General features: G+C 61.5%; 11 protein-coding genes. 5 read left to right on the top strand and 6 right to left on the bottom strand.

All coding sequences use genetic code 11. The features are described from left to right. Positions 1 to 733 precede the first annotated feature (733 nt). The 6 genes from NFX52_RS19890 to NFX52_RS19865 all read right to left on the bottom strand — a co-directional run bounded on the left by NFX52_RS19890 (position 734) and on the right by NFX52_RS19865 (position 4862). Complete coding sequence (locus NFX52_RS19890) at positions 734 to 1132, bottom strand: hypothetical protein (protein WP_238385495.1); 399 nt, start codon at positions 1130 to 1132, stop codon at positions 734 to 736. Then, positions 1114 to 2016: a calcium:cation antiporter family protein gene (locus tag NFX52_RS19885; RefSeq protein WP_238385496.1), complete on the bottom strand. Its 903-nt coding sequence runs from the start codon at positions 2014 to 2016 to the stop codon at positions 1114 to 1116. Before NFX52_RS19885 ends, NFX52_RS19890 begins: the two co-directional genes overlap by 19 nt. Before the next feature lie 71 nt (positions 2017 to 2087). Then, positions 2088 to 2360 (bottom strand): TFIIB-type zinc ribbon-containing protein, encoded by a 273-nt coding sequence (locus tag NFX52_RS19880; protein WP_055394958.1) that lies wholly within the window; start codon positions 2358 to 2360, stop codon positions 2088 to 2090. Positions 2361 to 2632: 272 nt separating this feature from the next. Further along, the gene (locus tag NFX52_RS19875) at positions 2633 to 3133 is read right to left on the bottom strand and encodes an OmpH/Skp family outer membrane protein (RefSeq protein ID WP_055394959.1); all 501 of its coding nucleotides are present in this window, start codon (positions 3131 to 3133) and stop codon (positions 2633 to 2635) included. 782 nt (positions 3134 to 3915) lie between these two features. After that, positions 3916 to 4395, bottom strand: coding sequence for a DUF6328 family protein (locus NFX52_RS19870; protein ID WP_055394960.1), 480 nt, complete (start codon positions 4393 to 4395; stop codon positions 3916 to 3918). Positions 4396 to 4535: 140 nt separating this feature from the next. Then, positions 4536 to 4862 carry a copper-binding protein gene (locus NFX52_RS19865; RefSeq protein WP_055394966.1) on the bottom strand — a complete coding sequence of 109 codons (327 nt, stop codon included), beginning with the start codon at positions 4860 to 4862 and terminating at the stop codon, positions 4536 to 4538. A gap of 183 nt (positions 4863 to 5045) precedes the next feature. On the opposite strand from NFX52_RS19865, the gene NFX52_RS19860 reads away from it, so the two are divergent. From NFX52_RS19860 to NFX52_RS19840, 5 genes are all read left to right on the top strand, one after another. Beyond that, positions 5046 to 5258, top strand: a complete 213-nt coding sequence (locus tag NFX52_RS19860) for a cation transporter (RefSeq protein ID WP_162239745.1) — start codon at positions 5046 to 5048, stop codon at positions 5256 to 5258. A gap of 149 nt (positions 5259 to 5407) precedes the next feature. After that, on the top strand, positions 5408 to 6307 hold the full coding sequence (locus tag NFX52_RS19855) for a lipid kinase (RefSeq protein WP_252635791.1): 900 nt from the start codon (positions 5408 to 5410) through the stop codon (positions 6305 to 6307). A 47-nt stretch (positions 6308 to 6354) separates the two neighbouring features. After that, the gene (gene lnt, locus NFX52_RS19850; protein ID WP_238385497.1) at positions 6355 to 7872 is read left to right on the top strand and encodes an apolipoprotein N-acyltransferase; all 1518 of its coding nucleotides are present in this window, start codon (positions 6355 to 6357) and stop codon (positions 7870 to 7872) included. Between the two features lie 65 nt (positions 7873 to 7937). Next, the gene (locus NFX52_RS19845) at positions 7938 to 10115 is read left to right on the top strand and encodes a protein-disulfide reductase DsbD family protein (protein WP_238385498.1); all 2178 of its coding nucleotides are present in this window, start codon (positions 7938 to 7940) and stop codon (positions 10113 to 10115) included. A gap of 288 nt (positions 10116 to 10403) precedes the next feature. Then, positions 10404 to 13520, top strand: a complete 3117-nt coding sequence (locus tag NFX52_RS19840; protein ID WP_055394972.1) for a Tn3 family transposase — start codon at positions 10404 to 10406, stop codon at positions 13518 to 13520. Positions 13521 to 13560: the final 40 nt, after the last annotated feature.

The raw sequence follows: 13560 nt of genomic DNA, 5'->3' as shown, positions 1-13560 counted from the left end.
GCTCGACTGGCGTGCCTACAATTGGGCAACTTCAATAAGGGTAATCGCCCTGGCCTTATCTTCGTTCTGGCATTCAAACAATACTTGGTGGCGTCAATGCAAACTACTGTACCTACGAGTCAACGAGTGAAGGCGCTTGCAACCCGAGCTACGGAGTTCAGGCAACACAGCGACAATTGCTCGGGCCAGAGCGAATCCTGGAGCGAGCTCAATTTGGACACGTTTGCTCAGATGATTGTTGAAGAATGCGTCAGCGTAATTCAGCAGCACTCCGTAGGAGTTGATCAGCGTCCGATCAACGTCAAATCGTTGGAGATGGCTCTGCGCGCTCATTTTGGAATTCAATAGCCATGTTTGGTGGCGAAGTTGACGGCTTGCGCCACGGGCAAGCCGTGGCTAGACGCAAGTGCTGGGACACGAGGCACATCAGCGTCAGAAGCAGCGCGGTTGATACGCTCACCAGGACGAAAAGCGTGGCGAGCGTCAGCGTGCCACCCCCACGTCATCGCATCCAGTCTACTTGTCGTGAAGACAAAAAGAGGCGCTTGATAGAGCGCCGCATTCACAACGGCGACTGCCCCCAATCAGCGTCAGCGTTGAAACTCCTGGCTTTGGAGGTTGTGCGCGCACCGAGCCATTCCGGTCCGCTTACCTCGAGGGCGACGGTAACGAAAGAAAAAGGTCGCGGATGTGGACACTTCATTCGCGGTCGGATAGTTTTTTTTGCGGGTTGCTATCCGCCCGAGGAATCGATTGTTCCCGTTCCTGCTGTTGCCGCACGCGCAAGCTTTCGGTCCCCCGCAGCCCTGCGCAGGGCCCCGCATGCGCGCAGGAACCCAGGCATGCCAGTGACGTACAAGGGAACTGACAAGCCCAGGTAAACCCAAGCGAGGATCGTCAGTGATGCGATCGTGCGCGCAGGATCATCCCGGAACACGAGTGCGATGACCACCTGCACGGAGAACAAGGCGGCGAGCGCTGCCGCGCCAATGAGGCTCAATCGCAGGCGAAGCAGCAGCCCGACACCAAAAAGGGACTGCGCTGCCGTCAGCAAGAACTCCTCATGCTGGCGGGCGTCCAACGGCAGGGCCACCAATCCGGCGGCACCCAAGCTCATGGCCAGCGGCAGCATGCCCACCAATAAAGTCCACTGTTGATCTTGTCGCTGACCATGGCGGTGAGCCCTCCCTCGGGTCGGTTGGAAAGCACGAAGAGAACCGCGATGACAACGGCCGGTGCTTCGCTCGCTAAGGGAGCGAGCCACTGGATCAATAGGAACTCGTCGAAGTTCAGCAGTCGCCCTGCTGCGATGATGGACTCGGCAAAGGGTTCTGCGCACGCGAGAATCACCACCGCGGCCACGGCGGTCAAGCCGGCTGTCCAGGCCCACTGGCGTGACGGCCGCAGCGTACCCAGCACGGCCGCAGGGCCAGGATCGTCGTCTTCAGCAGCCTCGCTTGCCACCTTGGGCGTTCGCGCGGTGACCCATAGATAGGCGGCAAACAGTCCAACGAGCAGTAGCGTATCGACGAGATCGATGCGGTTTTTCAGAACGATCAGAAAGGCGTAGAGGCTCGCGAGCAGCAAGAAACCGACTTCCACGACGTTGATGGTCGCAAGCTCGATGGCGCGGCGACGCGCGTGAGCCCAGTGCAGAAATACCATCAACGGCCACGCAATGCCCACGAGCAGCCGATTGGCTCCGGTCATGTTGGCCGCAGCGTAGTGGACGTAAGGGGAGTTTGGGGCCTTGCCTGCCTGGAATGCATAGTAGAGGTCTACAGCGTACTCGGGCAGGACAGTAACTAGCGCCACCGCAGCGAGGATGAGGCCCTGTGAAACGCGCTTTTCAGCTGCCTCAGCGCCCCAGGACAGCATGAACCCGGCGGCCAATATGGCTGATCCGAAGACGGCGACGTCAACTAGAGGCCCCGGGCGGGCGCCTGTCACACGCAAGACGAAGGCCGGCGCTGTGGCCAGAACGGCCAAGATCAGGAAAATCAGGAAGCGCTTCATCCGACTGAAAATAGGACAGCGGCCAGGGATGGCTTGGTAGGCGCCAAAAACAGTGACAAAGCGTAATCGCGTCAGTCAAAAAGATCCTTCAAAAATCCACGCCGCTTCGCCGGGTAGTTTCCATAATTTCCGCGATCGTCACAGTCGCCGCGGGGAACCTGTGCGTATGCAGGCGGAATCGCCGCGGCCCCTGCAAAGCCCGTCTCGGCCATCGAACGCTCAATAATCTTGTCGAGCTCTCCCCGGTCGAGCCAGACGCCCCTGCAATTCGGGCAGTAGTCGATCTCGATGCCTTGGCGCGCCGTCATGACCAGCACTGATTCCACACAAGTCGGACATTTCATGGGTTTCTCCAAAAAGTTGCGGGTATTTAAGACCCTCTAGCCGCTTGAGAGTCAAGCAAATACCCGCGACAGGTCCCATCGTCCCATCGGCACAAATCGCAGAAAGAACCCGCGGACCGTTCCCAACGTCGCATCACATTTTTGCCGCAGATGCTGAGCTTGCGAAGGTTACAGGCACGGCTGGTGTACTCGTAGAGGCTTCTCTGTTCACTTCGCTGGCGTGGGAGAGACCACGTGAGAACCCGAAGTGTAAAAAACTGCAGCGCGCTTGGTCAGTTGCCGTCGCGAAACGAGAGCGCCTTTATTACCTTGTCGGTGATATCCGCCCGAGGAGACGCAAACACGACATCCTCGAAGACAACGAGATCTAATCTCTCGCTCTTCGCGATCTCTTGGATAACCCGATTGGTGCGATCGACAATTTCGGTCAACGCCTCATTTCTGCGGCGGGTCCACTCTTCGTTCAATTCCCGGCGTTGCCGCTGTAGCTCGCGCTCCCGCTCCATGAGTTGACGTTTCCGGTCGGCGAGGTCCCATTCGGAGAGGCGTGGCGTGTCCTCACGAAGCTCGTCGGTCGCAGCGCGAAGGCCATTTGTCAGATTCTCGATCTCTTTTTCACGGCTCGAGAACTCGCTGCGCAGCTTTGACTCGGCCACTTTGACCGGAGCTGACTCTGTCATCACCCGGAGACTGTCGACATATGCAACGCGCAACGTTTGCGCCGGGGCACTCACCGCCAACACTGCGAGCACGAAAGCGAGGAGGCGCGTCACGGAAGCCCAGCTACCAGTGCATGGCAAAGGTGCACGCCGCAGCATTCGACAGTCACGTCACCAACCCGACCTGTCACGCCAAAGCTGCGGCGACTTTGACGGTCCTTCTGCGATTTGCCTCTTGTGAAGTCCTTCATTTCCGTTCCACTTCGCTGAAGCGGCTGGCTTATTAGCTTCCGCGCCAACCGTTCCGCGCCGACAGCCCTGTCTCTGCAGGTGATGCCCTGTGCCGGTGCCGCTCCAGGGGCAAAGATGACATTCATCATCGAACAAACTTTGGTCATTACCAGAGGTGGTGTTCGCTCGGCGGGCAGCCGTGCGGCACCAGAATTCTCGTTGCTACGTCGCAGCGCAGAGGCGAAGGCATGTGCGGCAGCTCCCCCTCGAGCAATGAAACGGCCACACAATACGCAAAGATCGCGGCGCGCATCAGGGCTGAGTGGCGACTCCGCTTCATGATCGCGTCCTGATCGTGCTATGGCTCCGTCGGCGTCTTTGTAAGTTCAGTCCATCATCGATACCGTCCAGTGCGCCGGCTGTCATGCTCAACGGAACCTGGCGCTGCCTAAACTCGAACTCAAGTTCGCCGGTCATGATTGTGCTCATCTGGCATTTCTCGTGTGACGTCGAAAAGAACCATTTAACACTTTCCAGCAGGCAGAGAGTCAAGCCCCAGCACGAGGGCCGATGCATCGACCCAACGGGCGGCTGTGCCTCCAAATTGATACCGTTGCACGGCAAACACCCGCACACCCGGCCCAACGCAGGGTGTAGGCACGGACCTATAGCCGTTTACGGGCCCTCGAGGCTAGAGGCAAGCACCACCAGAATGCCGCAATGAGAAGCGCGAGCACGGATGCCGCTATCGCCCCCACGAACTGTCCCAAGGCTTCGGTCAGCACAAGCCCGGAGGCTAGAACCAAGGCCACGGAAAGGCAGACGGAACCCGCAAGCGTTTGGAGGCTTGCCAGCCGCTTGAACGCTGGTCGATCGCCAAGCGGACGCAAGAGCCTGTGCTGGACGGCTGGTGCGCTGAACAAAACCAGGCTTGCTACCGCCATGGCGAATGTGGCCACGAACAGCCACTTTTCCCAGGCGACGATCTTTCCAAATCCGAACCCGAATGGCACCGTGATCAGGAAACCAGTCAAAAGCTGTGCGCTGAGCAGTAGGACACGCAGCTCCCCGAGCAGGTCGGACAAGTCTCCGTCCTCCCCTGCTTCGGGAGATTCGAGCGCATTTGATGAATTACTCAAGCTCATCGGGCGGTCCTCTTCATCTCACCAGTTTGTGGGAACGAACAACAGGTGAAGTGAAAACAGCAGTCATGCATAAGTTTTCTTCCTCAAAGGGCGCGCTGTCAGGAGGTTGACGCTGCTCGGAAAGGAAATTGCGCGGACAGTCATGGACTTAGCCGCAGTTCCACAATCAACAGCGTTCGATTGTCATTGATGGCCTTAAAAAGCACCCGATCACCCGGTTGCAGTTTCTCCAGAAAAGCCGCCTCGCGGACATCAAACATCGTGGTCATCGCAGGCAGCCCAAGGTGCTCAATCCCCGCGTGAGTCAACCAGACTTGCTTGTTTTTCCTATCGATCTTGCGCACCTCTCCTTCGGCGTATCCGGCCGGTGCGCTGCCAGCGTCCGTGGTTTTCCGGGAAGGGAAGAGCACCGCCACGGTGGCCCAGGCTACCAACAGCGCGCATACAACAACCACGAGGTTTTTCATTGGATTCCGTCGGCAAGCCATCAAGTCGACTGGCGAGGCCGCATGAGCAAGAGGTGATGGGGCAGCACTACAAGGAGGAAACATATGATTTGGTTCCCTCTACCTGGGAGAGAGTCAAGGGGCTTGACTCTCTCCCTACTGGAGACTGTCAAATGGGCAGCACTTTGCACGAAAGGAATGCGGATGAGCACGACAAAGACCCTCTACCAGATTGACAACATGGATTGCAGCAGCGAGGAGGCACAGATTCGCGGGCGTCTGGGAAAACTCACCGGTGTGCGCGACCTCTCGTTCGACCTCAAGCAGCGGAAATTGACGGTCGAGCACGACGTTGACGCGCTTGCGGCCATCGAAGCGGCGCTGCGCGAAATCGGCATGAACGCCAAGCGGACATAGGCGCCGCGCTTTAAGCCCATGCGGCTTTCGGCTTCACGCTGCGGGTCGGGGCGGCTTTCACGCAGGGGCACGACTTTGCGCAGAAAGCGTTCGGATCCGGAAGGCTCTCGCGCTGCGCTGCCACCGGGCCAAGCGGCTTTGCGGATTCCATGACCCTCCCAGCAACCGACCGCAAACGCGCACTTCTGTTCACAAACCCGAGCAGCCGCAGTGGGAGTGATCGCTCCGCGGAGGCAGCCGTCCAGCAGCTCGAGTCGAGTGGGCTCGCATTGACGCGCTTGTCTTGCGCAAAAGCTGCAGATATCAGCCCTCAGGTCAGGCGCCATGCGCACATGGTCGACCTCGTGGTCATTGGTGGGGGAGACGGAACCGTGAACGCTGCGCTTCGGGGCTTGATGGAGACTGGCTTGCCTCTGGGCATCCTGCCGCTTGGTACCGCCAACGACCTTGCGAGGACTCTTCGCATCCCCGCCGATCCATCAGCCGCGGCCGCTGTGATCATCGGGGGCCAGATGCGTCGAATTGATGTCGGCCAAGTTAATGACCAGTTCTTCATAAACGTCGCCAGTATGGGCCTGAGCGTTGAACTCGCACGTCGCATGACCGGCAACCGCAAGCGCCATCTGGGAAAGCTCAGCTATCCAGTGGCGGCGCTGCAGACGCTGTTTTCCGCGCAGCCATTCACAGCCGATGTCTGCACGCAGGCAGGCACCACGCAGCTGGAAAGCGTGCAGATGGCGGTCGGAAACGGTGTGTACTACGGTGGCGGTATGTCTGTATTCGACCGGGCGGCGATCGACGACCAATGCCTGGACTTCTACAGCATTGCACCCAAACGATTCTGGCAGTGGCCCCTCTTGTTGTCCGCGTTCCGCCGTGGTCGAAACCGCGATCTGGTCGGAATGCGGGCTTTCTGCAGTTCAGGCCCGCTTGAAATCCGGACCAACCTCCCGCTCGCGGTCAACACCGACGGGGAGATCACGACGACGACGCCGGCCCGCTTCAAGCTGTTGCCGCGGGCCTTGTCGGTGTTCGCGCCCGCAGGGTGACCTATGGCCTCGAGCCGCCCTAGATGATTCGTGGGGAGCCGTTAGGTTTGCTGCGCGCCGCCTCGATCCCAGGGCTCGCGCTCGTCGCGGGCTCTATGCACGCGTGGGCCATCGCCTTGCCCGTGGGCGGGCAACCTGTGTGGTGGCTGCAGCTAGTCGCGCTGGCCCTTCTGGTAGTGCTGCTGGACAGGTGCCGCTCCGCGCTGCATGCCGCCGGGCTTGCCTGGCTTTTTGCCTGCGGCTCGATCGGTGGGGCCGTTTGGTGGCTCTACATCTCGCTGCACGCGTACGGCGGGCTCTCTTCCGTCGTGGCCGGGTTGAGCGTGCTGAGCCTTTCGGCGTTCCTGGCTACCTACTATGGGCTGGCAGGCGCCGTGTTCTGGCGGCTTCGCCCTCGTGGTCCAGCGATGCGCGCTGGTTTGTTTGCGGCGGTGTGGATGGCTGCAGACTTGCTGCGCGCCACGGTGCTGACCGGCTTTCCGTGGGGAGTGGGGGGCTACGCGCACATCGACGGCCCTTTTTCGGCACTCGCGCCCTGGGTTGGTGTGTACGGAATAGGTGCCGCTGCGGCCCTGGTTGCCGCAATGCTTGCCGCCATGTTGGCACGCCGACCAGGAAATCGCATGGCATGGCAGCCACTGGCACTCCTCGTTCTCATCCTCGTCGCCGCATGGAGCTCTCCCGAAGGGCAAGATCGTGAGCGGGCTCCAGTGGTCTCCGTGACACTGTTACAGGCCAACATCGCGCAGGATCGGAAGTTCGAATCAGCAACCGGGGTTCGCGATGCACTGCAGTGGTATGCCGCGCAATTACTGACAGCCAGCACCGTCTTGACAGTCGCTCCCGAAACGGCCATTCCACTGCTGCCCGACCAGCTGCCGGCCGGCTATATGGAAAAGCTGCGATCCCGCTTCGCCACGGGCCAGCAGGCAGCACTCATCGGTATGCCACTGTTTGGCGGGCTACAAGGCTACACAAATTCCGTTGTTGGACTGCGGCCGGGCGCCGACGCGTACCGCTACAACAAGCATCATCTTGTGCCCTTTGGCGAGTTTGTCCCGCCTTTTTTTCGCTGGTTCACTCGGATGATGCATATACCGCTGGGTGACTTCGAGTCAGGATCGGTGGGGCAGCCGTCATTCGAATGGCAGGGGAACCGCTTTGCCCCCAACATTTGTTATGAAGATCTGTTTGGGGAAGAGCTGTCCGCCCGCTTCCGCAATGAGGCTCAAGCGCCGACCGTCTTGGTCAACGTGAGCAACATTGCGTGGTTCGGCAATACGGTTGCGATCGATCAACACCTACATATCAGCCGCATGCGGGCCATTGAATTCGCAAGGCCCGTGCTGCGCGCAACAAACACAGGTGCCACAGCCGTGATCGACCGCTTTGGCCGCGTCACGCACTTGCTGCCCCGCCACACTAGAGGCGTTTTGGTCGCCCAGGTGCAGGGAGGAGAGCGGATTACTGCGTACGCGTGGTGGCTGTCCCGCTTTGGGTTATGGCCGTTTTGGGTACTCATTGCGGTGGTCATCACCGCAATGAGTAGGGCCACTCGTGATTAGCGGACAATGGCGGTCCCTGCAAGTCCCTGAATCTATACAGTTCCATGCCTTCGTCCCAGATGTCCATGATCGTCCGCGTTCTCGTGCTGCTGTTCGTGCTCTGGAGCGGCGCGGCATCGGCGCAGCTTGGCGGCAAGAGCGTGGTGGTGACCGAGCGCACACGCGCCGAACTGCTGGCCCATGCGCCCGAGGGGATAGAGCCCGGTAAGCCGGTCTGGGTCGGCCTGCAACTCGCGCATCAGCCGGAGTGGCACTCGTACTGGAAAAATTCCGGTGACTCCGGACTGCCCACCAAGCTGGAATGGAAGCTGCCCGCCGGGGTGCTGGCGGGCGAGATCGCATGGCCAACGCCCAGCAAGCATCCGATCGGCACGCTGATCAACTACGGCTACGAGCACACGGTGCTGTTGCCGGTACCCCTGACCATCACGCCGGAGTTCAAGCCCTCGCCTCTGGCTGGCGCGCTGGAGATCAAGCTCAAGGCGTCTTGGCTGGTGTGCCGCAGGGAGTGCATACCCGAGGAGGGCGAATTCTCGCTGGCCATCCCCGCCAAGAGCGCGACGGCCTTGCACGGCCCCGCTTTCCAGGCGAGCTTCGCGGCGCAACCGAAACCGCTGGCGGGGCAGGCAACTGCCTCGATCGACGGAAATGCCTTACGGCTCCGGGTCACCGGGCTGCCTGCGGGCGTTCGGGGCAAGCCGCTGGAGTTCTTCCCCGAGACGGCGGAAGTGATTGAGACTTCCGCGCAATGGAGCCAGGCATGGGACGGCCAGGTCTGGACCGCGCAGGTCCCGCTCTCGCCTCAGCGCAGCCAGAGTCCCGCCGTGATGCCGATCGTGCTCACGCAGGGACACGAGGGCTGGAGCATCGACGCACGGGTGCAAGGCACATGGCCTGCGACCGCTGCGCCAGTGGCTGTGTCGCCAGCCCTGCAAGACGCGCTTCGGAATAACGTGGCCGCAGCCGCAGCCGAATCGGGCGCCGGGCTGACGTTCACGGCTGCCGTGCTGGGCGCCTTGCTCGGCGGACTGATCCTGAACCTGATGCCTTGCGTTTTCCCGGTGCTGGCGATCAAGGTGGTCGGATTCACCCAGCACGCCGGCAACCACCGCGCCCGGCGCCTTGACGGGCTGGCGTACTCAGCCGGGGTGGTCGCTTCGTTTGCGGCGCTTGGATTGCTTGTCGTCGCGCTGCGCGGCGCCGGGCAGCAGCTCGGTTGGGGGTTCCAGTTGCAGATGCCCGGCGTGGTCGCCGCGCTGGCCGTGTTGTTCACCCTGATCGGCCTGAACTTGGCAGGCGTGTTCGAGGTCCGCCAGCTCATTCCCACCCGCTTGGCTTCGCTGCAGAGCAGCCATCCAGTGCTGAACTCCTTCCTGTCCGGTGTCCTGGCGGTCGTCGTGGCGTCCCCCTGCACAGCACCGTTCATGGGGGCCGCGCTGGGGTTCGCGGTAGCGCTTCCCGCGGCCCAGGCCCTTTTGATCTTTGCAGCGCTGGGCGCCGGCATGGCGTTGCCGTATCTGGTCGCCAGCTGGGTCCCGGCCGTTGCGCGCATGCTGCCCCGGCCCGGTGAGTGGATGCTGACCTTCCGCAAGCTGATGGCCTATCCGATGTTTGCGGCGGTGGTGTGGCTGGTGTGGGTATTGGGTCAGCAAAGCGGGATCGACGCCGCCAGCGCCCTGCTGGTGGTTTTGGTCGCCGTCAGCATGCTGGCCTGGAGCCTGGGCTTGCCGGGGCGCGCGCGGGTGGTCATCGGCACGATCGCGGTCGCGTGGACGGCCGGATTCGCTTGGCTGCTGGCTGGACAGGTCGGTGCCGCGCCGCAGGGAGTTGTAGCGGCGAGTGATGCCGTTTGGCAACCGTGGGAGCCGGGCCGGGTGGAGCAGCTGCTGGCCAGCGGGCGCCCGGTGTTTGTCGATTTCACCGCTGCCTGGTGCGTCACATGCCAGTACAACAAGAAGACGGTGCTGCAGAAGCCGGAGGTCCTGGCCGATCTCGCCGCCAGAGACGTGGCGCTGTTGCGCGCCGACTGGACGCTGCGCGACCCGGCGATCACAGCCGCACTGGGGGCGCTGGGCCGCAGCGGCGTCCCGCTGTACGTGATCTACACCCGGGACGCCGCTCCGCGAATCCTTTCAGAGATACTGAGCACGTCCGAACTGCGGGCGGCGCTCTCGGCCCTTCCGCTGGCGTCTTCGCCGGCAGCCCAGCGGCCGCCCTTGATCCGCCCCGCAATCGCGCCTTAGCAGCATTGCTCCATCGAGCTTGACTCTCCAGCGGCTGCAAGTTTCAGGTGCGGGCGTAGCGAGCAGTTTCAGGGGTAATCTCGGTTTTTTGGGAATCGTCGACAAAATTCCAAAACGACCCGAAATCTGTACGCCGGGTTCAACTACCTCCAGTGACAGCTCAAGTGAATCGGCGTCGTCATCGTGGGGCTCTGCGATTCACAGCTGACCACTTGATCAAGCGAACTCGCAGGGCGCCTGCGGCCGAGTGACCGTATAGTGGCTCGCAATCCAGTCTTTGGAGGCGCGATGGCGAGCTATCGGTACAAGTTCCTAGGCAAGCAACAGCTTCCCTCAAAGATGACGGAGGCAGAAGCGATCGAGCACTGCAGGCTCAGTGACGAGCAGCTCGCGGCGATCCCCATCGTCAGCCGCGTCGATGACGATGGAAACGCTAAGCGCGGGCGGCCGCCTCTAGATTTGCGCTTGGGCTACGCCCTCCAGCTCATGTTTCTTGGACTGACTGGCAGGTTGGCCGGCGTGACGGACAGCTTTCCGGCCAACATGGTCAAGGTGCTGGCCAACCAATTGGGGACGGATGCCACGGCCATCGCGACCATCAAGTCGATCTACCGTGGCAAGGCCGGTCCACAGGCCGAAGGTTCCGTCGAACGCCGGTTGCGCGAGCAGCGCACGTGGGCACGGCAGACCCTGGGGTTTGAAGTCTTTGCGCCTGAAATAGAAAGGGAGCTGGCCGCCACGCTCACGATGCGCGCACGGGACGCGGCAAGTCAGGCCGAATTGGTGACCTTCGCCGAGGAATGGCTCTACGAGCGCAGGATCGTCCTGCCCGGCGTCTCGACGCTAGAGGACCAAGCCAATGCTGCCTTCCGTGCGATCGAAACCCTCGCGATGGAAGTCATCAACGGCGCGGTCAAGCCGGCCCGGCAGCGCGCGATTCTGAAGATTATGTTTGACCAGGGGCCGTCGGAGGACTCCACTGTCCTCGAATGGCTCAAAACCTCGGCAGGCAAGCATGGGGTCAAAAACCTGGAGGAGGTGTCCTCGCGCGTCGATTACCTGAAGACACTCGGCGTCGCCGATTGGAACCTCACATCGCTGTCCCAGACGCGCATCCAAGCCTTCGCTCAGCGTGTTGCGCACCGACCTCCATCCGAGACCTCCCGCCGCGTGCTGGAGACGCAGATCGTGGAAGTCATCTGCTTCTTGAAAGCCACGCTCTGGGAGTTGACAGATGAAGCCATTTTCCGGATGGGCCGGCGCACCGGCGATTTGGTGCGCATGGGTGCGAAGCGCGTGCAGTCCAAGCAGGCCAGCCGCAGTGGCATCTACCGCGAGTCAGTTCAGTCCATGCTGAACCTAGCGCAGGACGCGGACAAAACCGCAGAAGAGCGGATCGTGGAGATCGTCAGGGTTGCCAGTGAGGTGTTGAATATGCCAAGGGTCAGCCATGCCGACATCGTGCGCGAAACGCTCGTGGAGCAAGGCGAACGGGTCTCGACCGTGCTGGAAACAATGCACTGCCTCAACATCGAGGGCGATGAGAGCAAGAAGGATCTGACCCTCGTCGAACAGCTCAAGAAAATTCGCACCGAAGGCCTGAAGGAACTGCCCAAGGACTGGGACGTGTCGGGCATCGAAGCCGCCTGGCGTCCGCTGGTCGACGACGCGGATCGTGTCAAGGCGCTGAAGGCATTCAAGGCCTGTGCTCTGCTTCGAATCCGCAAAGGCTTGCAGGGCGGGCGACTGTGGGTGCCGCACAGCGCCAACTTCCGTAGCCGCACCGACAGCCTCATTCCCGAGGAAGAGTGGGAGCGTGATCGAGAAAAGTTTTGCACGGCTTTTGGCTTGGAGGTCGACCCGCAGGTAGCGATTGCGCGCCAAATGGCATTGCTCATTGACGGCCTGCAGCGCGTCAAAGAGGGGCTGTCCAACGGCCTGCTTGAGATCGACGAGCAAGCTTGCGTTCGTCTGCCCGCACTGAACGCGATGGCGGAAGAGCCTGAGCTCAAAAGAACGGCCCAGGCGGTGCAGCAGATGATTGGTCCCGTCCAGTTGCCCGACCTGATCCTGGAGATGGACGCCCAGACCCGCTTCAGCTCCAAGCTGCTAGGCCGCGATGCCAAAACGACCAGGGAGCTGATCGCCTTGTATGCCGCACTGCTGGCCCACGGAACCGAGATCGACGCCAAGTCGGCAGCCGCCATGGTCAGCGGTGTCACCGTGGCCGAGGTGACCGCGGCCATGCGGCAGTTGGAAACCCCGGGCCGATTGCGAGCTGCGAACAATGCCGTCGTCGCTTATCAGCAGAGTATTCCCATCGTGAAACTCTGGAGCGATGGCACCAAGGCATCCGCCGACATGATGGCCATGGACACGACGAGGCACTTGGGCATCGCCCGCACCGATCCACGGCGAAAAACCCCTGCTGCCGGTATCTACACCCACGTGCTTGGCAGCTACCCCGTCTTCTACGATCAGCCCATCGTGCTGCTCACGCGCCAGGGCGGCCCAGCGGTCGAAGGGGTCGAGCAGTACAACAGCTCCAGCGAGGAGCGCATCAAGATTCAGCTGCTGGCGGTGGACACGCATGGCTACACGTACGGCGCGATGGCGCTGGCCAAGCATCTTCGGTTCGACCTCTGCCCACAGCTCGCAGGACTGCCGGATTGCAAGCTCTGGGTGACACGCAAGACCCAGGTTCCCGAGGAGCTGGAGGCGATCGCACTGACCAACGTGTCCGAGCGCGCCATCGTGCGCGGCTGGGACGTGATGCTGCGGTTGGTGGCGTCCATCCTGACTGGGCGGTTCAGCGTGGGCTGGGCGTTGGCGCGCAATGGCAGCGCAGCCATTGGCGACAAACTTCATCGTGCCCTGGATCATTACGGTCGAGTACTGCGGTCCGTGTACCTGTGCGACTACTTCACCAAAGAGCAGTTCCGCCGCGAGATCCATACCTTGTTGAATCGTGGCGAGTCGGTGCATCAGCTTCAACGCGCCGTGTACTACGGTCGCATCGCCGCAGAGCGCGGCCGTCGACGCGATGAGCTGCGAGCCATTTCGGGTTCGCACGCACTGCTCACAAATCTCATCATCGCGTGGAACACCAGGAAGCTTGACGAGGTGGTCGCCAAGCTGAGGTCAGCCGGTGGTGGTGTAAACGACGACATTGTGCGGCGGCTGGGTCCGGTATTTTTCGGGAACATCAACTTCCGCGGCGTCATGAGCTTTTCTATCGAGAAATACGCTGGCGTCCTGCTGAGCAAGATGGCGGAGGAAACGCCCGCCGAAGGGGGGTGCGGACGAAAACTTGGACTACTAGGAGCTTGTCGGGCTTTCCCGCCTACCGCGAGTGGGCGGCGGCCTGGAAAATCGCGCCAGTTTAAAAAGACCTCCCCTGCATGAGCCGCTTCATCGCCGTAGATCGAGACACCGCCTACTTGCT

This window comes from Acidovorax facilis, assembly GCF_023913775.1.
Classification (GTDB): Bacteria; Pseudomonadota; Gammaproteobacteria; order Burkholderiales; family Burkholderiaceae_C; genus Acidovorax; species Acidovorax facilis.
This window is presented reverse-complemented; position numbering and strand designations above follow the sequence as displayed.